This is a genomic window from Janthinobacterium sp. TND4EL3 (assembly GCF_900156175.1).
GTDB lineage: Bacteria > Pseudomonadota > Gammaproteobacteria > Burkholderiales > Burkholderiaceae_D > Janthinobacterium.
On the sequence record NZ_FTMV01000024.1, the window covers coordinates 1 to 24,659 of the forward strand.

Sequence of the window (24,659 nt, forward strand, 5' to 3'; positions counted from 1 at the left end):
AGCGACCTGTCCGCCCCCGTGGCGCTGGTGGTGGCGCCGCCCGCCGTCGTGCGGCCGATCCAGCCCGGCAAGCCGTGGTTCCGCGCGCGCAGCGGTAATCACGCGTATCTGCCCTGGTGGGGCTTGCGCCACGATGCGCCCGAGTATTACCAGGGGTTTTCACAGTGAAACGCGATCAGGAGGCGATATGCGCGGCGTAATCCGCTTGAACGATCCTACCAGCCACGGCGGTAAGGTGGTGGGCGCGGCGCCGGACAGCACGGTGCTGGGCGTGGCCGTGGCGCGCAAGGGCGATCCTTGCACCTGCCCCATCAAGGGGCACGTGCGCTGCGTGATCGCCGAGGGCGATCCGCAAGTGCTGATCGATGGCGTGCCCGTGGCGTTTGATGGGCACAAGACCAGCTGCGGCGCCAGCCTGATGTCCACCGTGGGCAACAGCGGGCGCGGCTAGAGACGGTCAGCCCACGCAGGCGTCGATGGCCGTGCCCAGCTTGTCGACGATTTCATCGACGTGGCTGGCGTCGATGATGTAGGGCGGCGCCAGCAGGATGTGGTCGCCGTGCAAGCCGTCGATGGTGCCGCCCATGGGGTAGCACATCAGTCCGTTTTGCATGGCTTGCGCCTTGATGCGCGCGTGCAGGCGGCGGGCCGGGTCGAACGGCTGCTTGCTGGTGCGCTCCTGCACCAGTTCCAGGCCCAGGAACAGGCCGCGGCCGCGGATGTCGCCCACGTGCGCATGGTCGCCGAAGCGCTGGCGCAGGCGCTGTTGCAGCAAGCCGCCCATGGTGCGCACGTTGGCCAATAAATCGCGTTCCTCGATCTGTTGCTGCACGGCCAGGGCGGCGGCGCAGGCCGTGGCGTGGCCGATGTACGTGTGGCCATGCTGGAAGAAGCCCGTGCCGGCGCGGATGGTCTCGCGGATGTCCTTGGACACCATCACGGCGCCGATGGGCTGGTAGCCGGCGCCCAGGCCCTTGGCGATGCAGATGAGGTCGGCCGTGATGCCTTCCTGCTCGCAGGCGAACAGGCTGCCCGTGCGGCCTATGCCGCACATGACTTCGTCGAGGATCAACAGGATGCCGTGGCGCTGACAGATGGCGCGCATGCGCGCAAAATAGCCGGCGACGGCGGGCAGGGCGCCGGCCGTGGCGCCGACGACGGGTTCGGCGATGAAGGCCATGACGTTCTCCGCACCCAGTGCGACGATATTGTCTTCCAGTTCCTGGCCCAGGCGCGTCACGTAGTCGCCATCCGTTTCATGGGGCGCCTGGTCGCGCCAGGCGTAGCAGGGCGACACGTGGGTCACGCCGATCAGCAGCGGTTCGAACTGCTGCCGGCGCCAGGCGTTGCCGCCCGTCGCCAGGGCGCCCAGGGTGTTGCCGTGATAGCTCTGGCGGCGGGCGATGACGTGGCGGCGCTGTGGCTGGCCCCGCTCGACGAAATACTGGCGCGCCATCTTCAAGGCGCTTTCCACGGCTTCCGAGCCGCCCGAGACGAAATACACGCTGTCGATGCCGGCAGGCGCCCGGGCGACGAGAAAGTCGGCCAGTTCTTCCATCGGTGCGCTGGTAAAGAAGGAGCTGTGCGCGTAGGCCATCGTGGCAATCTGCCGCTGTACGGCGGCGATCACGGCCGCATCCGAATGGCCGAGGCAGGAGACGGCGGCACCGCCGCAGGCGTCCAGGTAGCGCTTGCCGTCGGCATCGACCAGGTAGGGCCCGTCGCCACCGGCGGCGACAGGGTAGCTGGCGGTCAGGCTGCGGTGGAAGACATGGCTCATGGCATCGCTTTCATATCGGCAAAGGGGAAAGCCGATTATAGGACGCGCCGCGTCGCGATGCAACATTTGATGTATTTGTTTTTAATTTGCATCATTTGATGTTTTTGCGTAGGCGCCCAGTGCCCGCAACTGGCTTTCCGCCGCACCGATGGCCTGCACGGCATCCGGTCCCGCGCGCGCCACCAGCAATTCCGCCAGGCTTTCCACGGCGGCGATGCCGGCCACGATGGAGGGGAAGAAGGAGGGGCTGTCGACGGCGATGACGATGCTGGCGTCGGCCTGCAGGGCCAGCGGCGAGATGGCGCTGTCGCTGATGGCGACCACCTGGCAGCCGGCCTGGCGCGCCGCCTGCGCCACCAGCAGCGCTTCGCTGGAATACGGCGCGAAGCTGACGACGACGACGGCTTCGCCCGCCTGCAGGGCGCGCAAGTCCATTTCCAGCGTGCCGCCCTGGCCGCTCAGCAGCTGCACGCTGGGGCGCAGCAGCCGGTACAGGTAATGCAGGGTGTAGGCGATGGGGTGGGCGGCGCGAAAGCCGGCCACGTGCACGCGCGGCGCCGCCTGCAGCAGGCTGGCGGCCGCGTCCAGGGCGGCGTGGCTGGCGCTTTCCGTGGCGGCCAGGTTGCGCTGCTGCGCCGTGAAGACGTCGGCGATGAGGTCGCGCTCCTGCCCTTCCTTGCCGGCCAGCGCATCGGCCTTGGCCGCGTAGCCGGCCGGCCCTGCGCGCAGGCGTTCGACGAAGAGGGCTTTCAGCTCGGGCCAGCCGGCAAAGCCCAGCTGCTGCGCCAGGCGCACGAGGGCGGCCGATTGCACCCGGGCCCGCGTGGCGATGCTGCGCATCGACAACACGGCCACGTCGTCCGGATGGTCGGCCAGGTAGCGCGCGCCGGCCTGGAATTGCGGGCTCAGTTCCGCATGGCGCGCCTTGATCAGGGCCATCAATGCCGCATGGTTATCGGGGGGTGTCGCTGCCTGCATCGCCGTGCCTCATTCAATACGTTGCGGCGATGGTACAGGATTCGTCAGCGCACCGGTAGCGGCAAGCCTGGCGCCAGGGCCGCCGTGCGCGGACGCAGGCGGGCAAACAGGTGCGGCCCGGCCGGCTGGCGGCGCGGTCCCGTCGTCAGCACACGCAAGGCGGTGGCCAGCGGCACGTCGTGGCAGTGCAGGAACAGGGCGGCGGCACCCGTGCCGGCCATTTCCTGCAGGGCCAGCGCATGTTCGACCAGCGCCGCCGTGCGCATGTCCAGCCGCATGGGAATGTCGGGCTGGAATAATTGGGCATCGATGGGCCGCGCATCGCGCATGTGCTGTCGCCGGGTAGGATGGTCGAGCTGACAGCATAAAAGGCGCGCGGTTTCCCATCTTGCGCTAAATCAATTCCCATGGCGAAGAGATGCCACAAGGCAAAAAAACGCCAACCGTTGCCGGCTGGCGCTGAAAACCCTCGCAAGGAAGAAAAAACTCTGATTGGCAGTGCTGTTTCTATGCCTGAGCAAACCATCGCCGGCGCGCGGCGCGCCGCGCGGCCGGTTTGCTCAGGTCACTGTCACAAGCTCCAACGTAATGACAAACCGACGACCTTGTCATACCGGCGCACGTCGCGCACATACTCCGGCGTGTCGTGATAGTCGTGGTAGGTCGAGTCGAGCAGGTTGTTGGCGTCCAGCGTCACCGTCATGGTCGGGTTGATCTTGTACGAGATCGACGCGTCCAGGGTCTTCGTCGGCGCCACGGTCAGGTGGATGCCCTTGCCGCGGTAGTTGTAGTCGTCGACGAACTTGTCGCGCCAGCTGTAGGCCAGGCGTGCCGACCACGGGCCCTGCTCGTACAGGCCGACGACGTTGGCCGACCATTTCGACATGCCCGTGAATGGATGCGAGTTGCCATCCACCTCTTCCAGTTCGCCCGTCATGTAGGTGGCGTTGGCCTGCAGGCCCAGCCCTTTCATCCAGCCAGGCAGCTTGTCATAGAACTGCTGGTAGGCCATCTCCATGCCCTGCAAGTGGCCCTTCGAGGTATTGCGCGGACGCGTGATGTCGTATTCGATGCCGTTGTAGGTTTCCTTGGCCGAGCCGGACAGGATGTAGTTCTTGAAGTTGTGGCGGAACACGGTGGCCGTGACGGAACCCGTCGGCGCGAAGTACCATTCCAGAGCCAGGTCCAGGTTCTTGCCTTCCACGGGCTTCAGGTCCGGGTTGCCGCCGCCGCCCGTCGGGCGCACCATGTCCAGGCTCTGGCTCAGGGTCACGCCGGGATTGAAGTCGGCGAAGTTGGCGCGCTGGATCGCCTTGCCCGCCGTCATGCGGCCGATCAGGTCCTGGCGCAGCATGGCTTTCAAGGTCATGCTGGGCAGGACATCCGTGTCGGAAGTATTCACGCGCACGGGCGAGATGACACCGTTTTGCGAGGAATTGCCCTGCAGGTCCTGCTTGGTCTGCACCACGCGCACGCCCAGGGTGCCGTCGAACGGCACCGCGCCCAGGTCGAAGCCGATGCGCGCCTTGCCGTAGACGGCATTGGTTTTTTCCACGTCCTGGAAGTGCGTCAGCGGATCTTCCGGGCTGCGTTCGCTGCTGCCCGTAAACAGCTGGCGCAGCAGGGCCGTGTTGTTGAGCATGAAATCGCGGCAGGGCGTGATCCAGCTTTGCAGGCCGAAGTTGCCCGTGTTCTGGTGCGAGGTGCAGGCCAGGCCGGGAATGCTGTCGGCGGTGATGGGCGAGGACAGGCCGCCCTGCACGTTCTTTTCGCGGATCGATTCGGCCTTGCGCTTGGCGATGCGCACGCCCGTGGAGAATTCACGGAAGAAGCCCGTGCTGTCCATGTCGTAGGTGGCGTCCGCGCGCCAGTCGGTGGAGCTGCCTTCGTCGTGGCTGTGGTTGTCGTAGAAGCCGAGCAGGGTGTAGTTCTTCGGATCGGCCATGTTGTAGCCGGGGTAGCTGATCTGCGCGCCGCCGTTCACATTCGTGCTGCCGATGACGCTGGTCGGATGGGCGAGGAAGTCGAGGATGGGGAATTCGCGCTCGAAGTTGCTCACCGTGCGCGCCAGTTCCGTCGTCACGCGCAATTGCGGCGTCACGTCCCAGCGCGCGCCGATGGCGCCTTGCGAACCGATCGAGCGGTCGCGCCGCGCCTGGGTCGAACCGAGCGTGAACGGCGACCACGGGCCGTCGATCTTGCCTACCGTGCCAGCCTGGTTGGTGCCGGGGATCAGCGTGATGTCGGGATTTTGTCCCCAGGGCAGCGAACCGACGAAGAACTGGCTGTCGAACGCATGCTTGATCAGGGTCGACATGCCTTCCGCATACACTTCGACCTGCGAGTTCGGGCGCCACTGGAAGGCGGCATTTGCCGCGTAGCGCTTGCGGTCGCCCACGGTCGGGATCATGCCGACGGAATCGGGGCCCGTGATATTGCCCGCTTCGGGGCGCTTGACGGGTTCGGCGTTCCAGATCGTCTCGTCATAGTATTTGCTGCGCTGGTAGGACAGGCCGAGCAAGGCGCCGAATTCGCCGTATGGCGTCTTCCAGCGGTTCGAGACCATGCCGCTGACGTTCGGGTCCGTCGAGCCGGACTTGTCGCGGTGCTCGGCGCGCACATTGCCCGAGGCGGTAAAACCCTTGAAATCGAAGGGGCGGTTGGTGCGCACGTCGATCACGCCGGCCGTGCCGCCTTCGACCATGTCGGCGCCCTGCGATTTATACACGTCCACGCGCTGCAGCATGGCCGTCGGGATGTCGGCCAGGTACAGGCTGCGGCCCACGGACGTGAACATTTCGCGGCCATTGAGCAGGGTCACGACGCCGGGCAAGCCGCGGATGATGACGGAACCGGCTTCGCCGCCTTCGCGGCGGATCTGCACGCCCGTCACGCGGCCGAGGATTTCGGCCACGTTCTTGTCGGGGAATTTGCCGATTTCATCGGCGACGATGGAGTCGACCACCTGGTCATTATTCTTCTTGATCGTCTGCGCGCTCTGTGCCGCCCGGCGCACGCCCGTGACGGCCACCACCGCGATGCCGCTGTCGGCTGGCGTCGCAGCAGGCGCTGTTTCTGCCACTTCTGCCGCCGGCGGCTCCGCGGCGGGCGCCTGCTGCGCCCACACGGAAGCGCTGCTCAGCAGGCCGGCGCCGGCCAGCGCGGCCACCGTGGCCTTCAAGGTCAGCCGTGTGTTGTGCCGGGACGTGCGGGTGCCCGTTGCTATCAATCTGTCCATCTTGTCTCCACCTGTATTTTAGTTATGTTGAGAACGCTGCGGCAGTCGCCGCCAGAGCTGAAACTTGCTCAAGAAACATGGTATGGGGAATGACTTTGCCCCACAAATGACTTCTTTTGCGATGTCAATATCAATTCCGGTATCCCTGCTGCATCCATGCGCCCTGGCGGCAGGCGCGCGTGCGTTGCAAGCACTCCACAGGGGCGGAAAATAGTTTTGTATTTTTTGCGGCCGGCCGCGTTGAGGTGGTGATGCAGTGGCGCCCATGATGTGCGCCGCCATCCCACTCACTGAAAGGATCATCCATGACCACACTCACCACCGCCACCGAATTCCTGCTGCAGCACCTGCGCGCGGAGGGCTACCCGGCGCAGACCGATAGCGATGGCGATATCGTTTTCCGCTTCGAGGGCATGGGGTATGTGCTGTGCCTGGACGCCGACGATGTCCAGTTTGGCAAACTGCTGCTGCCGAATGTCTGGCCGATCGATTCGCCGCAGGAGCAGCAGCGCGTGCTGGCGGCGCTCGATGAAGTCAACCGCCGCATCAAGCTGGTGAAGGGCCACGTGGTGCGCGGCCAGGTGTGGTTCTGCATCGAGATGCTGCTGCTGGAACAGCAGCACTGGGCGCATTTCCTGGCGCGCGCCACGCGTTCGATGGCGCATGCGGCCTCGCTGTTCGCCAGTGAAATGCGCGCCAGCGCGGAGTAAGGCGTCAGGCCGTGCAGTCCTGCGCCAGCCACGCCGCCAGCTGCCCGTGCGGCATGGGCCTGGCAAAGTAAAATCCCTGCAGTTCGTCGCAGCCGGCCTGGCGCAGCACTTCGGCATCGGCCGCGCTTTCCACGCCTTCGGCCGTCACCGTCAAGCCCAGGGTATGACCCAGGCCGATGATGGCCTTCGTGACGGCCAGGTTCTGCGGCGAATTGTGGATGTTCTGCACGAAGCTCATGTCGATTTTCAGCTTGTCGAGCGGGAAGCGGCACAGGTAATTCAGGCTCGAATAGCCGGTGCCGAAATCGTCGATCGACAGCGCAAAGCCCAGCGCCTTGATGGCGTGCAGGGTAGCGATGGTGTCGCCCACGTTTTCCATCAGGATCGACTCCGTCAGCTCGAATTCGATCAGGCCCGGCGCGATGGGAAATTCGCGCAGTACCTCGCGCAAGGTGGCCAGCAGGCCGCCATGTTTCAACTGGATGGCCGACAGGTTGACCGATACGCCGATATCGCCCGCACCGGCTTCGCGCCAGGCCACGTGCTGGCGGCACGCTTCGCGGATGACCCAGGCGCCGATGGGCACGATCAGGCCCGATTCCTGCGCTGCGGGGATGAAGCTGTCCGGCGCGATCAGTCCCCGTTGCGGATGCTGCCAGCGGAGCAGGCTTTCCACGCCGTTCAGGCGGCTGTTTTTCGCATCGACGCGCGGCTGGTAGTACAGCACCAGTTCGTCGCGTTCGATGGCGTGGCGCAGGTCGGATTCCAGGTGCAGCTGCTGCAACTGCTGTTCTTCCATTCGCGGCGTGAACATGCGCGCATGGTCGCGCCCCCCGCTCTTGGCCTGGTACATGGCCGTATCGGCATGGCGCATCAGGGTATCCATGTCGGCGCCGTGGTCCGGGTAGATGGCTACGCCCACGCTGCACGAGACATACAGCTCGCTGCCCTCCACCTGATGCGGCTGGCGCATGGCGGGGATGAGGCGGTCGTCGAGCAGGTCGCCGATGGCGGCGGCGTCGCCGATGCCATTGAGGATGATGACGAATTCGTCGCCGCCCAGGCGGCTGACGGTGTCGCCCTCGCGCACCAGCTGCAGCAGGCGAGCCGATACCGATTGCAGCAGGGCGTCGCCCACGTGGTGGCCCAGCGCGTCGTTGACGTGCTTGAAGCGGTCGAGGTCGACGAACAGCACCCCCACTTTTTCGCCGCTGCGGCGCGCCTGCGCGATGGCGGCCGCCAGGCGCAGCTTCGACACATGGCGGTTCGCCAGTCCCGTCAGCGCGTCGTGGTGGGCCATGTGCTCGATCTGCCGCTCGCTGGCCTTGCGTTCGCTGATGTCGAGCGAGCTGGCGATGAAGTGCGTGGTGACGCCGTCGAGGTCGCGCACGGCGTTCATCACCAGCCAGGCCGGATAGCTTTCCATCGACTTGCGCTGCACCGAGATTTCGCCCTGCCAGTAGCCGCGCCGCGCCAGCGTCTGGCGCAGGTTGTCGATTTGCTCGGGAGGGTTGTCGGGCGCCAGCAGGAAGGCCGGGCGCTTGCCGATCAGTTCCACCATGTCGTACTGCGAATGGCGGCGGAAGGCCAGGTTGACGGTAACGATGCGCATGTCGGCGTCCATCACGATCAGGCTTTCGGCCGACGCCTCGAAGACCTTGGCCCACAGTTCCAGGCGCGACTCCATCAGCTTGGTCTTGTTGATCGGCGTGAAGGTCGACAGCACGGCGCGCTGGCCCTGGTAGTCGATCAGGCGTGCCGAAATCAGGGCCCAGGTGCGTGTTCCGCCGCCGCCCCAGGAGACCTCGAATTCATCGACGGCGCCCAGGTCGCTCAAGCGCTGGAAGAAGCGTGACCGGGCTTGCGCGCTCATGCCGCCGACCCAGGGATCGAGTTCCATGCCGCCCTGCCAGCCATGCGCGGCCTGGTTTGCATGCAGCACGCGGTGGTGCGGGATCGAGGTGACCATCAGCGGGATGGGAATGGCGTCGACCAGCTCGCGCTGCGCGTCGGCCGCGCTGGCGCGTGCCACCAGGTCCTGCTGCGCCATGCGCTGGAAGTCGAGCTGCTGCAGCATGGTATTGAAGGCGCTCACCAGGCGCCCCGTCTCATCCTCGCTGTCCCAGACGGCGCGCAGGCTATGGTCGCCCGTTTCGCGCACGTCCTGCGCCACGCGCGCCAGGCGCCGGATGGGCAGGGCGATCTGCCGCGCGACGAAAAACACCAGACCCAGTATCATCGCCAGCAGCAGCACGGCCGTGCCCAGGTGCAGCCACATGCGCGTGAAAAAGCCATCCACGCGCAGCTGGATCAGGCGCTGCAGTTCGTTGGCCGCATCGCTCCATGCCAGGCGCAGCGCGGCGAGGGCCACCGCATTGCGGCGCAGCAGTTCCTGCATGCCGGCGGGACCGGTTCGTGCGCCGGCCAGCGCCTGGGTGCTGGCGCGAAATTGCGCCACGGCCTGCTGCAGCGCCGCGCGCGAACCGTCCAGATGCTGGCGCAGCAGCGGCGCGCTTGCGGCAAATGCTTCCGTGTAGTCGCTGTGGATGCCGCCCATGGTGGCGTCCATGCGCCCTTCGAGGATCAGGAACTGGGTCAGCATGCGCTGGCGCTGGGCGCCTTCGCTTGTCGCCAGCTGCAGCGCCAGGTCGCGCGTGCTGTTGATCACTTCCAGCAGTTCGGGAAAGCGCAGGATCACCAGCGACATGGTGTAGTAGCTGTCCAGGTCCGGGTCGAGGATCAGGTTGGACTGGTTGCCCACGCGCGTGAGCAGTTCGCGCCCGGCCGCAAAGGCGGGCGAGGGCCCGATGCCGCCATGGGCAGCGGGCGTATCGCCGGACTGGCGCAGCAGGGCGGCGAGTTCGCCGTTCAATTCGGCGCTGCGCATGCCGCTGCCGAACTGGCGCTCGGCCAGTCCGAGCGCCGCCGCCTGCGCCTTGGCCGGCGTGTCCATGCGTGACAGCGATAGCAGCGCGTCGCGGATCACGGCGATGTAGGCATTGCCTGTCATTTCCTTGCGCGAAAAGTCGATGGCGATATATTTTTCGTTAATGAGGATGCCGGAGATGAAGATGACGGCAGACAGGTCCAGTAAATAGATCAGCGCCAGTTTGCGCCCCACCGTCAGCTTGCCGATCAACCGCGAGATTCTGCCCACCATGCGTACACCGCCTTCTCGTCACCCAAGTTTGTGTTTTCTTATCAGCAATTTTCATGCCTGAATTTACAAGCTTGCAAGGTGCCTGCGCAGGCGTTTTCGCCGATGCGTGCCCCACGCTGGTGCGCAGGCACGGCGGCAAAGAAAAAGGGCGGCCCGCAGGCCGCCCTTGTGCGCCATGCAGGCGCGGTTACGCTTCGGCGACGCGCATGGCGATGTGCGCCAGCGCTTCTTCCACCTGGTCGATCAGGATCAGGCACAGGTCGCCTTCGTTCAGGCGGGCCAGGGCCTTGTCGATGGCGACGAATTCGCCGTTGATTTCATCGATATGGCTGGTGCGCTTGGCGCCGTCGAGGCCCTGGCGCAGCAATGCCACCACTTCGCCGTCGGCGCGGCCGCGCTGGCACTGGTCCTGGTACAGCAGCACGTCGTCGAAGGCGGCGCCGAGGATTTCCGTCTGCTGGCGGATGTCTTCGTCGCGGCGGTCGCCGGCGCCGCTGATGACCACCGAACGGCGCTTGGCCGGCATGCTTTCCACGGCCTGCACCAGCGCCAGGATGGCGTCCGGATTGTGGCCGTAGTCGGCGATCAGGGTGGCGCCACGATAGTCGAACACGTTGAAGCGGCCCGGCGCATTGTCGGCTTCATTGGCAAAGGTTTTCAGGCCCAGCGCGATGGTTTTCCAGTCCAGGCCCACGGCCCAGGCGGCGGCCAGCGAAGCCATGACGTTGTCGACCTGGAAGCCGATGGCGCCATTGCGCGTGATGGGCACCTGTGACAGGGCGATTTCGTGGCGTTCCTGGCCCTGCGCCGCGACCAGTTTGCCGTCTTCGACGAACACGACGCGGTTGCCCTGCGCGCGGTGCGTGGCCATCACGGGATGCGTCTTGTCGGCCGCGAAGAAGGTCACCGTGCCGCTGCAATTCTTGGCCATGCGCGCCACGGCCGGGTCGGTGGCGTTCAGCACGGCCACGCCGCTGTCGGCCACGTTCTGCACGATCACGCGCTTCAATACCGCCAGGTCTTCCACGGTGGTGATGTAGTTCAGTCCCAGGTGGTCGCCGGCGCCGATATTCGTTACCACGGCGACCTGGCAGCGATCAAAAGCCAGGCCTTCGCGCAGCATGCCGCCGCGCGCCGTCTCGAACACGGCCGCGTCCACGTCCGGGTGCAGCAGCACGTTGCGCGCGCTGCGCGGGCCGCTGCAGTCGCCGCTGTCGATTTGCCGGCCTTCGATGTATACCCCATCCGTGTTCGTCATGCCGGTGCGCAGGCCCGAGGTGGTGAGCAGATGGGCGATCAGGCGCACGGTGGTGGTCTTGCCGTTGGTGCCTGTGACGGCAACGACGGGGATGCGGCCATCGTCGCCTTCGGCGAACATGGCGGCGATGATGGCTTCGCCCACGGGGCGCGGCTTGCCGAACGAGGGCGCCAGGTGCATGCGCAAGCCCGGTGCGGCGTTCACTTCGACGATGCCGCCGTTCTGTTCTTCCAACGGTTTCAATACGCTGTCGGAGACGACGTCCACGCCGCAGATATCGAGGCCCACCATGTGCGCAGCGGCGACGGCGCGCGCCGCCACTTCCGGGTGCACGTCGACGGTGACGTCGGTGGCCGAGCCGCCTGTCGACAGGTTGGCGTTATTGCGCAGGATGACGCGCTGGCCCACGGGCGGCACGGAGTCGGCCACGTAGCCCTGCTTGGCCAGGCTGGCCAGGGCGATGTCGTCGAAGCGGATCTTCGTCAGCGAAGTAGCGTGGCCGCTGCCGCGGCGCGGGTCCAGGTTGACCTGGTCGACCAGTTCGCGCACCGTGTGCTGGCCGTCGCCCACCACTTGCGGCGGGTCGCGGCGGGCCGCTGCCACCATCTTGTTGCCGATGACGAGCAAACGGAAATCGTGGCCCGGCAAATAGCGTTCGACGAGGATGTCGTCGCGGAATTCCTGCGCCGCGATGAAGCCGGCCGTCAATTGCTCGCGCGTGGTGATGTTGACGGTGACGCCCTTGCCCTGGTTGCCGTCCTTGGGTTTCACGACGACGGGCAGGCCGATGTCGCAGGCGGCTGCCCAGGCGTCGTCCGCATCGACGACGACGCGGCCTTGCGGCACGGGCACGCCGGCCGAATCGAGCAGTTTTTTCGTCAATTCCTTGTCCTGCGCGATGGCTTCGGCAATGGCGCTGGTGCCGTCCATTTCGGCGGCCTGGATCTTGCGCTGTTTGCTGCCCCAGCCGAACGTCACCAGACTGCCTTCGGTCAGGCGGCGGAACGGGATGTTGCGCGCCACGGCGGCGTTCACGATGGCGCCCGTCGAAGGGCCCAGGCGCACGTCTTCATCGAGTTCCTGCAACTGGTGCAGGGCGCCGGCCAGGTCGAACGGCGCGTCGTCGAGCGCGGCGCGGCACAGCTGCTGCGCCAGTTCCAGGGCCAGGCGACCGACGGCTTCTTCCGAGTACTCGACGACGACCTGGAAGATGCCCGTTTCCAGGGTCGGCGTGGTGCGGCTGAAGGTGACGGGGCAGCCGGCTTGCGCCTGCAGGCCCAGCGCCGCCAGTTCCAGCACCTGCGCCATCGGCGCGGCGTTGTAATTGCCCAGCGGTTGCAGCGGGCTCAGTTGCGGAAAGAGTGCGCGCAGGCGGGCTTCGAAGCCGGGCAGCTGGGCGATGTCGAGTTCCTGCGTGGTGCAGGAAACAATGGCTTCCACGGCGGTGTCGTGGCTCCAGAGGTTGGGGCCCCGCAAGGCCCGTACGCGAGATACTTCCATAATTAAACCGTAATCCTGTTGTGTTCTTGTGGGCCCGGCCGTAGCCGGGCTTGAGTGCTGCTTTGCCTTAGTTCCCGATGCAGCCGGGGGCCGCGTCGAAGGTACGCAAGCCGGCGCAAATGAGGTCGACGGGCAGGTTCAGGGCCCAGGCGGCGGCGGCGACTGCCAGCACGCTGTCGACATTGCCGGCGGTGGCCGGTTTCAGCAGGTCCAGGCACAGCAAGACCGTTTCGATGGCGCCTTCGGCCAGCACGATGTGGTTGCCGCGCACGAACACGGCGCGCTGGCCGGCGGCCAGTTGCGCCGCGAGTGCCGGCAGGCCGCCGTCCTGCGCATACAAGGTCACCGTGCCGTCGCACAGATCGGCCAGTTCCAGCACTTGCGGGTGGGCCGCATGGAGCACGGCCACACCCGTCGGCACGACCACGTCCACCTGGCTGCGCACGACCTTGTACAGGCCCGCTTCATCGAGAACGTCGAAATCCTTGACGCTCTCCAAACTGCCCATGTCCGTGACAACGCCGATCTGGCACTTGTCGTAGGCCAGGCCTTCGGCCAGGATCATGCGCGGATTGCTCTCGAACAGGGCTGTCTGCACGGTGCGGTTGAGCAGCAGGCGCTGGCCCGCATCCCAGTTCACGCAATCGCTGCTGACGACGCGGCGCTGGTCCAGGTACATGCCTTCGCTGCAGACGGCGCCCGTGTGCAGGCCCGACAGGTTGAGCAGCTTGCACAGCATGCGCACGATCAGGCTGGTGCCGCGCGTGCCCGTCACGCCGATCAGCGGAATGCGGCCCGTTTCCTCGGGCGTGAACAGGTGGTCGACGATGGCCGCGCCGACAGGGCGGGGCTGGCCCACGCCTGGCTTGATGTGCGCCAGCAGGCCGGGGCTGGCATTGACTTCGATGATGGCGCCGCGCTGTTCTTCCAGCGGACGGGTAATATCCTTCGTCACCAGGTCGATGCCGGCGATATCGAGGCCCACGACGCGGGCGGCCAGCAGGGCCGCATGCACGACGGATGGATGCACGTCGTCGGTGACGTCGATGGCCACGTTGCCGTTCGGCTGGATCAGCACTTTCTGGCCCGCCTGCGGCACGGACAGGGCGGTCATGCCCTGGCGCTGCAGTTCGAGGATGATCTCGCCCGATTCGTGCGGCTTGACGGTACCCAAGGGGAAGTCCTCGCCTTCGCCGCGGCGCGGGTCGATATTGATCTGCGTGTTCACCAGTTCCAGCACGGTCGACACGCCGTCGCCGTCGACCCACAGCGATTCGCCCTTGGCGGCTGCGATCAGTTTGTTGCCAACGACGAGCAGGCGGTGTTCGTCGCCCGTGATGAAGCTTTCCACCAGCACGGCCGAGCTGTCGCCCTTGCGCGCGGCCAGTTCGTAGGCGGCCTTGACGTCGCTTTCCGTCATCAGGTTGAGCGACACGCCGCGGCCATGGTTGCCGTCATACGGCTTGACGACGACGGGCACGCCGATGTCCTGCGCTTCTTCCCAGGCCGCTTCGGCGCTGCGCACCAGGCTGCCTTCAGGCACGCGCACGCCGCACGATTTGAGCAGGAATTTGGTGAGGTCCTTGTCGCTGGCGATGCCTTCGGCAATGGCGCTGGTGCGGTCTGTTTCGGCCGTCCAGATGCGGCGCTGCGCGGCGCCGTGGCCCAGCTGCACCAGGTTGCCGTCGTTCAGGCGCAGCGAAGGGATGCGGCGCTCGGTGGCGGCATCGACGATGCTGGCCGTGCTCGGGCCCAGGCAGCGCGAATCGACCATGTCGCGCAGCGGCGCCAGCGCTGCTTCCAGGTCGTAGGCTTCATCGTTGATGGCGGCCATCAGCAGTTCGCGCGCGGCGGCCAGGGCGGCGCGGCCCACGTGCTCTTCGCGCGTGCGGAAGGCCATCTTGTAGACGCCACGCTGGCTGGTCGAGCGCGTCTGGCCGAAGCCCGTGCGCATGCCGGCCAGGTTTTGCAGTTCCAGCACCACATGTTCGAGGATGTGGGCCGCCCACGTGCCTTCGCGCAGGCGCTCGAAAAAGCCGCCCCGTTCGCCCACGCCGCAGCGGTGCTCGATCATGCCGGGCAGCCACGCCACCAGGCGCTCGTACAGGCCGGGCAGGGTATTGGATGGATAGTCTTCCAGTTCGCCGATGTCGACCCAGGCTTCAATCACCGGGCGATACGTCCAGATGTTGGGGCCGCGCAAGTGGGTGACGCGGGCAAATTCGATGTTCTTCTTCTTGATCATGTAAGTGGTTTCTTGATAACAAGCCAGGCGTCTGGGCGCCAGATACTTTATGTTGGCTCTACAGAGTCTTTTCAGGCTCGTGCTTGGTTCTTTATCCCGGGTATGCGCAGTGTGCCACTTTTAGCGGCCTCTTGTCGCGTTTGCTTCTCGTATTCTGCTGGTGTTGTCATTCTAATTGTTACTAATTGTTGCCATACTTGTTATAAAGTTACCGACTCCAGGCCAAGCTGGAGCATTTGCGCAACAGCGGGCTGTTGTATACTTGCCTGCGTACGATGAGCGCGCATTTTTTTGCGCCGTTTTGCCATCATTCATTACCGGCAGGCATCCATTCGATACAATACAGGAAATTGCCACTGGTGCATCCACCTCGCCATCGCGCAGTACATAAACATTGATCGGGCGTCTGCCCCATCCCCCAAATCCCGCCCTGAAGGGCTTGGCCTCGAGCCGGAGTATGCTTTACGATGACAACTGAACTGAGTGTTCCTGCAACAACTATTCCCCTCACTTCGCTGCCGGAACACTGGCTGGCGGAAGTGGAAAACAAGCTTTCTCCAGGGGAGAACGTTTTAAGTAGCGTTGAGGTTGACCTCGATGCGCGATTACGTTTCACAAAAGGCATAATTGTTGTCACTGAGAAGCGTTTACTGGCCCGTTCGCCGGGCGAAAACGCGTGGAAAAGCTGGTCTTTCCGCCCCGGACTGCGCCTGACGCACCATGACCACGCCGGTGTCGGCCACCTGGAGCTGTTCGACGACCACGGCCGCCTGGCCTCGTGGCGTTTTACTTTGGGCCAGAATCTGCACGCAATCCGCGTGCTGGAACAGTTCGTCGAGCGCCTCGACAGCCATTTGACGGGCCAGCCCGTGCTGGAAGCGGAGCAGGAAGTGTGTCCAAGCTGCAAGGCGCCCCTGGAGCCGGAGCAGGAAGAATGCCCGATCTGCGCCAAGGTGCTGCATACGCCGCCATCGACCTGGACCCTGTTCCGCCTGTGGCGCTTCGCCCACCCCTACCGCGGCCAGCTGGCGCTGGGCTTCCTGTTGATGCTGCTGAGCACCGCCGCGCACATGATTCCGCCCTACCTGACGGCACCGCTGATGGACAATGTGCTGATTCCATATCAAAATGGCAAGCATATCGACCCGTGGCTGGTGGTGTACTACATGAGCGGCTTGCTCGGTTCGGCCCTGCTGGCCTGGCTGCTGGGCTGGGGCAAGACCTATGTGCTGGCCCTGGTGTCCGAACGCATGGGCGCCGACCTGCGCTCGGCCACGTATGAACACCTGATGAAACTGTCGCTGGAATTTTTCGGCGGCAAGCGCACGGGCGACCTGATGGCGCGCATCGGCAGCGGCAGCGACCGCATCTGCGTCTTCCTGTCGCTGCACTTGCTCGATTTCGCTTCCGACGTGCTGATGATTATCATGACGGGCGTCATCTTGTGGTCGATGAACCCGTGGCTGGCCATCATGACCCTGGCGCCGCTGCCGTTCATCGCCTGGATGATCCACCTGGTGCGCGACCGTTTGCGCACGGGCTTTGAAAAGATCGACCGCGTGTGGAGCGAAGTGACCAACGTGCTGGCCGATACCATCCCCGGCATTCGTGTAGTGAAAGCGTTTGCGCAGGAAAAACGCGAAGCGGCCCGCTTCCGCGACGCCAATGCGCACAACCTGGCCGTCAACGACAAATTGAACAAGGTCTGGTCGCTGTTCTCGCCCACCGTTTCCTTCCTGACGGAGATGGGTTTGCTGGTCATCTGGTGCTTCGGCATCTGGCAGCTGTCGCGCGGCGAAATCACCGTCGGCGTGCTGACCGCCTTCATCGCCTACAGCACGCGTTTCTATGGCCGTCTCGATTCCATGAGCCGCATCGTCTCCGTGACGCAGAAATCGGCTTCCGCCGCCAAGCGCATCTTCGACATCCTCGACCACGTGTCGAGCGTGCCGGAGCCGGCGCAACCGGTCAAACTGGAGAAGATCGAAGGCAGGATCGATTTGCGCGAAGTCGGTTTCCGTTATGGCAACCGCGCCGTCAACCGCGGCATCACCCTGAACATCAAGGCGGGCGAGATGATCGGCCTGGTGGGCCACAGCGGTTCGGGCAAGAGTACGCTGGTCAACCTGATCTGCCGCTTCTATGACGTGTCGGAAGGGGCGATTCTGCTCGACGGCGTCGATATCCGCTCGTTCGCCGTGTCCGACTACCGCCGCAACATCGGCCTGGTGCTGCAGGAGCCGTTCCTGTTCTTCGGCACCATCGCGGAAAATATCGCCTACGGCAAGCCGCATGCGACGCGCCAGGAGATCATCGCCGCCGCGCGCGCCGCGCATGCCCACGAATTCATCCTGCGCCTGCCGCAAGGCTACGATTCGATGGTGGGCGAGCGTGGCCAGGGCTTGTCCGGCGGCGAACGCCAGCGCATCTCGATCGCCCGTGCCCTGCTGATCGATCCGCGCATCCTGATCATGGATGAAGCGACATCGTCGGTGGACTCGGAAACGGAAAAAGAGATCCAGAAGGCGCTCGACAACCTGGTGCAGGGCCGCACGACGATCGCCATCGCGCACAGGCTGTCGACCCTGCACCGGGCCGACCGCCTGGTGGTGCTGGACCGTGGCCAGGTCGTCGAAGTGGGCAGCCACGATGAACTGATGGCGAAAGAGGGCGCCTATTTCCGCCTCTACGAAGCACAGGCGCGCAACAACGAACTCGCCCTGGATGACAAGGAATAAGCATGGCCAGTACAACTTTTACATTGCACCGCGACCCTTTCGGCAAGCTGGTGATGACGGACGCGGACGGCCAGGTCTTTGAAGGCGTGGCGCCCGTGCGCGCCTTTCCCATCCAGTCGCCGGACGAAGGCATTTCGCTGGTGCTCGGCGACGGCAAGGAAGTGGCGTGGATCGACCGGCTCGACGCCCTGCCGGCGCCGACGCGCAGCCTGCTGCAGGAAGAGCTGGAAGGGCGCGAATTCATGCCCGAAATCGCACGCGTGAAAAGCGTCTCCAGCTTCGCCACGCCATGCACCTGGTACGTCGATACGGACCGGGGCGAGACGCAGTTCGTGCTGAAGGGCGAGGAAGACATCCGCCGCATCGGCGCCGCGTCGCTCTTGATCGCCGACAACCACGGCATCCACTTCCTGATCCGCGACATGTTCAATATCGACAAGACGACGCGCAAGATACTCGACCGCTTCCTGTAAGCGTTGGGCTTCCCCGAAAACCGCTGCCTGCAGCGGTTTTTTTTCGTCTGCCGGGCATGAAAAAAGCCGCACAGGCGTGCGGCTTTCGGGGGGCAGTACCGGCGGCCATTTCAGGCCGCCGGGATTGCGCTACATTACATGAACTTGTAGCCTGCACCGATGTAGAAGTAACGGCCGCGCACGTTGTACAGCTGGGCAAAGCCCAGGGTGCCGTACTGGTTGCCGGCGCCCATCGCGCTAAACGGTGGCATTTTGTCGAACAGGTTCTTTATGCCGGCCGTGACGGTCAGGTTTTGCATTGCCACGTACTGGCCCGTCAGATCCACTTCCGTGTGCGAAGGAATCGTGCGGGTGCCCGGCTTGATTTCGTCGCGGCGCAAGTCCGAGTCGATCATGTCGCCCGTCGTGCGGATGACCAGGGAGCCGGACATATTGTCCTTTTCCAGGCTGGCCGTGAACGTGTTGCGGTACTTCGGATTCATGAACGTCTTCATCGTGCTTTGTTCTTTATCCGTCGCCGTGTCCTGGGTGTCCATGCGGGTGTAGATGGTGGACGCATTCCGCAGCGTGAACTTGCCGAATGCTGTCTGCGGCGAGGTATAACGCAGGTCCGTATCGAAACCGCGCACTTCGGTGGTGGCCAGGTTCTGGTTGTTCAGCAGGATGCGCGCGTCGCCATTCTTGATTTCCACGTTGCCCAGTTCGATCGCCTTGGTTTCCGTCAAGGTGCCGATCTCGTTCTTTTTGTTAATCTTGAAGAAGTCGATGCTGGCTGTCAGCGAGTTTACCGGCGAGAACACCACGCCCAGGTTGTAGGTCTTGCCCGTTTCAGGTTTCAAGTCCTTGTTGGAGCCTGAGACCTGGTAGTAGGCGAAGTTTTTGCAATTGCCGGCAATCGATGGGAAGGCTTTGCAGATATCCGCGTCGCTGGTCGTGTAGGCGCCCGCATCGACGCCGCCGTACATCTGTTTCAGCGATGGCGCCAGGTAGCTGCCCGCATACGAACCGCGGAACATCAGGTTGTCCAGCGGCTGGTAGCGCAAGGCCAGTTTCGGGCTGGTCTTGCTGCCGACATTCGAGATGTCGTCATAGCGCAAGGCCACTTGCGCTTCAACGTTTTTCAGGAAAGGAATCGACAGTTCGCCGAAGATGCCCTTGGAGTTGCGGTCCGCCTTCACGGCAGCCTGCTGGATGCTGCCGAAGACCACGCCATCGATCTGGTTCTGGTCGGGCTGGTCGCTCAGCGTTTCCTTGTTGTACGACACACCGACGGCGTAAGCCATCGCGCCGCCTGCCAGGTCCATGATCGGCGCCGATGCCTTGGCGTTGAAGAAGGTCAGTTCAGACTTGCCGGCGCGCGTAGGCGTGAGGCGGATCTTGTCGACGGCGGCCTGCGGGTTGTCGGTGCGGGTCGGGTTGATCGAGCCATTGGCGATCGCTTCGTTGAACAGGTCGTAGTGCGCGTAGTTTGAATCGCGGTTGGTGGCCTTGCTCACGCCCTTGCCAATGGCGACGTCCCAGTCGATGCCGCGCGTCGTGCCTTCCAGCCCCGTCGAGAACTGGGTCATCGTGCCCTTGCGGTTGGTCTGGCGCGGACCCATTTGCATGAAGCGGCCGGCAACGGTCTGGTTGCCGACCTTGAAGTTGCCAGGCGCTGGCTGGGATGAAAAGTCGTCCTTGCTTTCGGAGTAGGTAAATTCCGCGAACGCGCGGATGCTGTCGCTGATTTTCAGGCTACCGATCAGCATGCCGCTGGTGCGGTCGGCGCCGTTGGTGGAGGTCAGCAAGGTCTTGTTGACGTCAAAACGGCAGCCTTCCGGGCTTACATCGCCTGCCGGGCAAGGCACCAGCGTACCGCCGCCACTGATATTGCCGCTAGGATGGTAGCCGCTGCGGCCATCCGGGCCGCCAAAGCGGCGGAAGTCGGCCGAGCTGGTCAGGTCGCGGTCCTTGCGGTAGATCGGGTCGCGCTTGAAGATGTCGACCGTGGCCAGCACGTTGAAGCCCTGGGTGTCATAGTCGCCAAAACCGTACACGAGGTTGGCGGTCTTTTCCTTGGCATCCGAGCGCGAGCTTTGACCAAAGCTGGTTTTCGCTTCCAGCCCCTGGTAATTCTTCTTGGTGATGAAGTTCATCACGCCGGCGACCGCATCGGCGCCATAAATGGCCGAACCGCCGTCTTTCAGGATTTCAATGCGTTCCAGTGCGCTCAGCGGGATGGCGTTGACGTCGACCGCGGCGCCCGCGCCCGAACCGTCAGCCAGCGCATTGGTCGGCAGGCGGCGGCCGTTCAGGAGGATCAGCACGTTGCGTTCGCTCAAGCCACGCATCTTGATGTTGGTGGTGCCGGAACCGGAGGGGGAGCTGGCGCTCAGTTCGCCCTGGTCATCGATGTCGATCGAGGCCAGGTTGCGCACCAGTTCGGCGACGCTGGTGGCGCCAGTGCGCTCGATATCTTTCTTGCTGTAAATCTCCACCGGCGCGGCTGTCTCGGCATCCACGCGTTTGATGGCGGAACCGGTCACGACGACGCGCTGCAATTTCTCGTCAGCCTTGGCGTCTTGCGCCTGGGCGGCCTGGTGCATGAAACCTGCGCTCATGACCAAAGTGCCGGCAAACATCATGCGCAAGGATTTGCTTAATTTCTTTTCAATCATTGTCCATCCTCCAACTAGGAAACTTTAGTTTCCGTAGGTTTTTATTTAGCTATTTGAAATTATTTTCAAAATGACCATATTACAAATTTAGTAGTTTAAATTTGCAATTCATCAGACCATTTTTTGATCTTTGCTGTCAAGAACAGGCGGGTATTTGTTGATGTATATGGCAATGGCCAGAATGAAGAACAATGATTTTCATTTGCGATGAGCATGAAAGTGTTAAATTTCAATTGTTAAATAAATTAAATTTGCCATCTGGAAAAATATTCGTCGAAAGTTCGGTGTTTGCTTTTCGCCTGTCTAGACATTTGTTGTTTTTTTGTGACGACATGTGGTCGGGAAAAGCGGGAGGCAGCAGTACTGCCGGTGCCGCGATCCAGGCAAAAAAAAGCCGCCCGGCAAGGGCGGCTGGCGTTGGGCGGGGCGGGGCTTACTGGAACGCCACCTCGGCAAAACTGCGCAATTTGCGGCTGTGCAGGCGGTCCACGCCCTGGCGGCGCAGCAGTTCCACGGCGCGGATGCCGATGCGCAGGTGCTGGTCGACTCTTTCGCGGTAGAAGTGATTGGCCATGCCGGGCAGCTTGATTTCGCCGTGCAGCGGTTTGTCGCTCACGCACAGCAGGGTGCCGTAGGGGACACGGAAGCGGAAACCGTTGGCGGCGATCGTGGCGCTTTCCATGTCCAGCGCGATGGCGCGGCTCTGGCTGAAGCGGCGCTCCGGCGTGCGCTGCGGCAGCAGTTCCCAGTTGCGGTTGTCCGTGCTGGCCACCGTCCCCGTGCGCATGATGTGCTTTAAATCATGGCCCGTCAGCTGGGTGATTTCCGCCACCGCCGTTTGCAGCGCCTGCTGGATTTCCGCCAGCGGCGGGATCGGCACCCACAGCGGCAAGTCTTCGTCGAGCACGTGGTCTTCGCGCACATAGGCGTGCGCCAGCACGTAGTCGCCCAGGCTTTGCGTGGTGCGCAGGCCGGCGCAGTGGCCCAGCATCAGCCAGGCGTGCGGGCGCAGCACGGCGATATGGTCGGTGATGGTCTTCGCATTGGCCGGTCCGACGCCGATATTGACCATGGTGATGCCGCTGCCGTCCGCGCGCAGCAGGTGGTAGGCGGGCATCTGCGGCAAACGCGGCGGCGCGGCGCCCAGCGCATCGTCGCTCTCGACGGTTTGTCCGACCCGGCGCGTGACGACGTTGCCCGGTTCGACAAAGGCGACGTAGCCGTCGTCGTCCGACGGCGTGGCGGCGTCGGGCGCGCGGTCCATCATGGCGTGGCCCAGGCGGATGAATTCATCGATGTAGAACTGGTAATTGGTAAACAGGACGAAGTTCTGGAAATGCTGCGGCGAGGTGCCGCTGTAGTGGCGCAGGCGCTGCAGCGAATAGTCCACGCGCGGTCCTGTAAACAGCGACAGCGGCTGCGCTTCGCCGTGCGCCGTCTCGTGGGTGCCGTTGGCGATGCCGTCATCCATGGCCGACAGGTCCGGCAGGTCGAACAGGTCGCGCATGGCCATGCGGCGGCCCGCATCCATATTGCCTTCGATATGGTCATGTTCGGCGAACGAGAAGTGCACGGGAATGGGCTGGGCGCTGACGCCCACTTCCAGCAGCACCTTCTGGCCGCCGTTATGGTTTTTCAGCAGCAAGGTGAACTGGTCGAGGTAGTAGTCGCCGAACAGGTCGGGGCGGGTCAGCGTGGTTTCAAACACGCCGGGGCCGGCGACAAAGCCGTAGGCCAGCGGCGAGTCGGCGCGCGCCACGGTTTCGGTCTGGATGCGCACGAAGGGGTAGCAGGCGCGCACCCGTTCGTGCATCTCCTCGCCGGCAACAAAGCGCTGCAGCGCATCGCGCAAGTGTTCGATGCTGCTGCGGTAAATGGCTTGCACCTGCGCCAGCGCCTGGCGTGGATCGTCGAAGCGGGCGGAGGCGATGAAAGGGGGCGTAAGCAAGCGGATTCTCCTTGTGGCGGTTCGTGCATACCATTGTAAGGCAGCAAGGCAAGTCGTGTGGGCGTTAGCCGGAGCCGCTTGACGGATTCAAATAGAATCTGTATTCTATTTGAATGGTCAGACTAGCCAAATTCAACGAAAACAACTTCATCGACAGCGCGATCGCCGTCGCCGCCCAGTGCGGCGTGGGCGCCGTGTCGATGGCCGCCATCGCCGTCAAGGCCGGTGCGCCCATCGGTTCCGTGTATCACCGCTTCGATTCGCGCAACGCCATCCTGGCGCGCGCCTGGCTGCGCGTAAAAAGCGACTTCCGCGAGGAAGTGGCCAGCCGCTGGCTCGGCGGCGACACCTGGGCCGGCGTGCATGGCTTGCTGGACTGGTGCCGGCGCAAGCCCGTGTACGCGCGCTTCCTGCTGCAATGCGCGGACAGCCCCGATTTCAGCAGTGGCCTCAGCGAGGAATTGCTGGCCGCCGTGGAAGAGGAACAGGCGGCGCTCGACGCCTGCTTTGAGCGCTGCGCCGAAGCCATGCCCGCCAGCAAGGAGCTTGATCTGGATCACATGCTGCTCAAGTTCGTGCTGATCGACGCCCCCGTGGCCGTCGTCAAGCCCTACCTGACCCAGGAGCGGCCGATACCGGCCAGCGTCGACGCCATGCTGCGCGCCTCGCACGATGCCGTGCGCGGCTGGGCGACCCAAACCATCACACACTGACAAAGAAAAGAATCCCCATGCGTTATTCCACCCAGCTAGAACACGGCAAGAAAATCCCCCTGCACGATGAAGAAGGCTTCATCGGCATGCGCGCGGCCGGCCGCATCGCCGCCGACACGCTCGACTACATCACGCCCTTCGTCAAACCCGGCGTGTCGACGGCCAAGCTCGACGCCCTGTGCGAGGAATTCATGCGCGCCGCCGGCGCCATCCCCGGCACCATCGACTACCACGGCTACAAGCACGCCAGCTGCATCTCCGTCAACCACGTGGTCACGCACGGCATCCCGTCCGAGACGAAGATCCTCAAAGTGGGCGACATCCTCAACATCGACGTGACGCCGAAGTTCCAGGGCTGGTTCGGCGACACCAGCCGCACCTTCAAGGTGGGCGCCGTGTCCATCCTGGCCAACCGCCTCGTCAACACGGCGTATGAAGCCATGATGGCCGGTATCCACACCGTGCGCCCGGGCGCGACCCTGGGGGACGTGGGTGCCGCCATCGAGGCGGTGGCCAAGGCGCAGGGTTTTTCCTCCGTGCGCGACTTCTGCGGCCATGGCGTGGGCCAGGTCTTCCACGACACGCCGCAAGTGCTGCACTATGGCCGTGCCGGCACGGGCATCGTGCTCGAACCGGGCATGATTTTCACGATTGAACCGATGCTCAACGTGGGCAGCTACCAGGTCAAGGTCTTGCCCGACAAATGGACGACGGTGACGAAGGACCGTTCGCTGTCGGCGCAGTTCGAGCATTCGCTGGCCGTGACGGAAACGGGCTTTGAAATCTTTACCCTGACCGGCTTGCCGGACCCGCTGGTCTGAGATGCACAGCGCCAGCCTGACGCAGCGCCTGCTGGACAAATACCGCTGCGATCCGGAAGACGCGCTGCAGCAGGTGGCGCTGGCCGTGCTGCAGCAGGAAGGCATCCGCGACGACAGCGTACTGCGTTCCGAGCGCATCGCGGCCCTGGCGCCGCCCGTCGCCGGCGTGGTGATGCTGGCCGGGTGGCTGGCCTACGTGGACTGGGAAGGCTTCGACAGCGCCCTGTATGCGAATATCGACGCGGTGGCGGTGCTGATCGCCGGCCAGCTGGACCTGCCGGAAGTGGCGGGCAATTTGCTGCAGGCGCGCGACGCGGCGCTGTTCGCCGCGCAGCGCCCCGCGCTGGCGCTGGCTGCGCTGGCGTACCTTGAACGCCACATCGCGCTCTTTCCACGCTAGCGGCCTGGGTCTTACAATAGCGGCAAGCACTGTTGCCCCA

Annotated in this window: 16 protein-coding genes; 7 read left to right on the top strand and 9 right to left on the bottom strand. The window is 64.2% G+C overall.

Annotated features, from left to right (window positions below):
- Positions 1 to 187 precede the first annotated feature (187 nt).
- Entirely contained in the window at positions 188 to 451 is a 264-nt protein-coding gene (locus tag BXA07_RS26265; protein WP_076572418.1) for a PAAR domain-containing protein, read from the top strand.
- Between the two features lie 6 nt (positions 452 to 457).
- Here the strand turns inward: BXA07_RS26265 and BXA07_RS26270 are convergent, their stop codons facing one another.
- The 4 genes from BXA07_RS26270 to BXA07_RS26285 form a co-directional block, all read right to left on the bottom strand.
- On the bottom strand, positions 458 to 1,780 hold the full coding sequence (locus BXA07_RS26270) for an aspartate aminotransferase family protein (RefSeq protein WP_076572420.1): 1,323 nt from the start codon (positions 1,778 to 1,780) through the stop codon (positions 458 to 460).
- Between the two features lie 81 nt (positions 1,781 to 1,861).
- Positions 1,862 to 2,758: a MurR/RpiR family transcriptional regulator gene (locus BXA07_RS26275; protein ID WP_076572421.1), complete on the bottom strand. Its 897-nt coding sequence runs from the start codon at positions 2,756 to 2,758 to the stop codon at positions 1,862 to 1,864.
- A 44-nt stretch (positions 2,759 to 2,802) separates the two neighbouring features.
- Positions 2,803 to 3,087, bottom strand: a complete 285-nt coding sequence (locus tag BXA07_RS26280) for a hypothetical protein (RefSeq protein ID WP_076572423.1) — start codon at positions 3,085 to 3,087, stop codon at positions 2,803 to 2,805.
- A gap of 242 nt (positions 3,088 to 3,329) precedes the next feature.
- A complete protein-coding gene (locus BXA07_RS26285) occupies positions 3,330 to 5,996 on the bottom strand; it encodes a TonB-dependent receptor (RefSeq protein ID WP_076572425.1) in 2,667 nt (888 codons plus the stop codon).
- 305 nt (positions 5,997 to 6,301) lie between these two features.
- Here BXA07_RS26285 and BXA07_RS26290 point away from each other — a divergent pair, with 305 nt between their 5' ends.
- The gene (locus BXA07_RS26290) at positions 6,302 to 6,706 is read left to right on the top strand and encodes a T3SS (YopN, CesT) and YbjN peptide-binding chaperone 1 (protein WP_076572427.1); all 405 of its coding nucleotides are present in this window, start codon (positions 6,302 to 6,304) and stop codon (positions 6,704 to 6,706) included.
- A 4-nt stretch (positions 6,707 to 6,710) separates the two neighbouring features.
- Here BXA07_RS26290 and BXA07_RS26295 read toward each other — a convergent pair whose 3' ends face one another.
- The 3 genes from BXA07_RS26295 to cphA (BXA07_RS26305) form a co-directional block, all read right to left on the bottom strand.
- On the bottom strand, positions 6,711 to 9,866 hold the full coding sequence (locus BXA07_RS26295) for a GGDEF and EAL domain-containing protein (protein WP_076572429.1): 3,156 nt from the start codon (positions 9,864 to 9,866) through the stop codon (positions 6,711 to 6,713).
- Between the two features lie 187 nt (positions 9,867 to 10,053).
- Positions 10,054 to 12,624, bottom strand: coding sequence for a cyanophycin synthetase (cphA, locus tag BXA07_RS26300; protein WP_076572430.1), 2,571 nt, complete (start codon positions 12,622 to 12,624; stop codon positions 10,054 to 10,056).
- A 67-nt stretch (positions 12,625 to 12,691) separates the two neighbouring features.
- On the bottom strand, positions 12,692 to 14,869 hold the full coding sequence (gene cphA / locus BXA07_RS26305; RefSeq protein WP_076572432.1) for a cyanophycin synthetase: 2,178 nt from the start codon (positions 14,867 to 14,869) through the stop codon (positions 12,692 to 12,694).
- Between the two features lie 467 nt (positions 14,870 to 15,336).
- On the opposite strand from cphA (BXA07_RS26305), the gene BXA07_RS26310 reads away from it, so the two are divergent.
- Both BXA07_RS26310 and BXA07_RS26315 read left to right on the top strand, forming a co-directional pair.
- Positions 15,337 to 17,607: a cyanophycin metabolism-associated ABC transporter gene (locus BXA07_RS26310; RefSeq protein WP_083708560.1), complete on the top strand. Its 2,271-nt coding sequence runs from the start codon at positions 15,337 to 15,339 to the stop codon at positions 17,605 to 17,607.
- Positions 17,608 to 17,609: 2 nt separating this feature from the next.
- The gene (locus tag BXA07_RS26315) at positions 17,610 to 18,080 is read left to right on the top strand and encodes a cyanophycin metabolism-associated DUF1854 family protein (protein WP_076572434.1); all 471 of its coding nucleotides are present in this window, start codon (positions 17,610 to 17,612) and stop codon (positions 18,078 to 18,080) included.
- A 134-nt stretch (positions 18,081 to 18,214) separates the two neighbouring features.
- Here BXA07_RS26315 and BXA07_RS26320 read toward each other — a convergent pair whose 3' ends face one another.
- On the bottom strand, positions 18,215 to 20,737 hold the full coding sequence (locus BXA07_RS26320) for a TonB-dependent receptor (protein ID WP_076572436.1): 2,523 nt from the start codon (positions 20,735 to 20,737) through the stop codon (positions 18,215 to 18,217).
- A gap of 433 nt (positions 20,738 to 21,170) precedes the next feature.
- A complete protein-coding gene (locus tag BXA07_RS26325) occupies positions 21,171 to 22,685 on the bottom strand; it encodes an AMP nucleosidase (protein ID WP_076572437.1) in 1,515 nt (504 codons plus the stop codon).
- A gap of 113 nt (positions 22,686 to 22,798) precedes the next feature.
- Between BXA07_RS26325 and BXA07_RS26330 the strand changes: the two genes are divergently transcribed.
- From BXA07_RS26330 to BXA07_RS26340, 3 genes are read left to right on the top strand one after another with little or no spacing between them, the layout of a single operon-like run.
- Positions 22,799 to 23,398 carry a TetR/AcrR family transcriptional regulator gene (locus BXA07_RS26330; RefSeq protein ID WP_076572439.1) on the top strand — a complete coding sequence of 200 codons (600 nt, stop codon included), beginning with the start codon at positions 22,799 to 22,801 and terminating at the stop codon, positions 23,396 to 23,398.
- 17 nt (positions 23,399 to 23,415) lie between these two features.
- The gene (gene map, locus BXA07_RS26335) at positions 23,416 to 24,219 is read left to right on the top strand and encodes a type I methionyl aminopeptidase (protein ID WP_076572440.1); all 804 of its coding nucleotides are present in this window, start codon (positions 23,416 to 23,418) and stop codon (positions 24,217 to 24,219) included.
- 1 nt (position 24,220) lies between these two features.
- Positions 24,221 to 24,619, top strand: a complete 399-nt coding sequence (locus tag BXA07_RS26340) for a hypothetical protein (protein WP_076572442.1) — start codon at positions 24,221 to 24,223, stop codon at positions 24,617 to 24,619.
- The last annotated feature ends 40 nt before the right edge of the window (positions 24,620 to 24,659 follow it).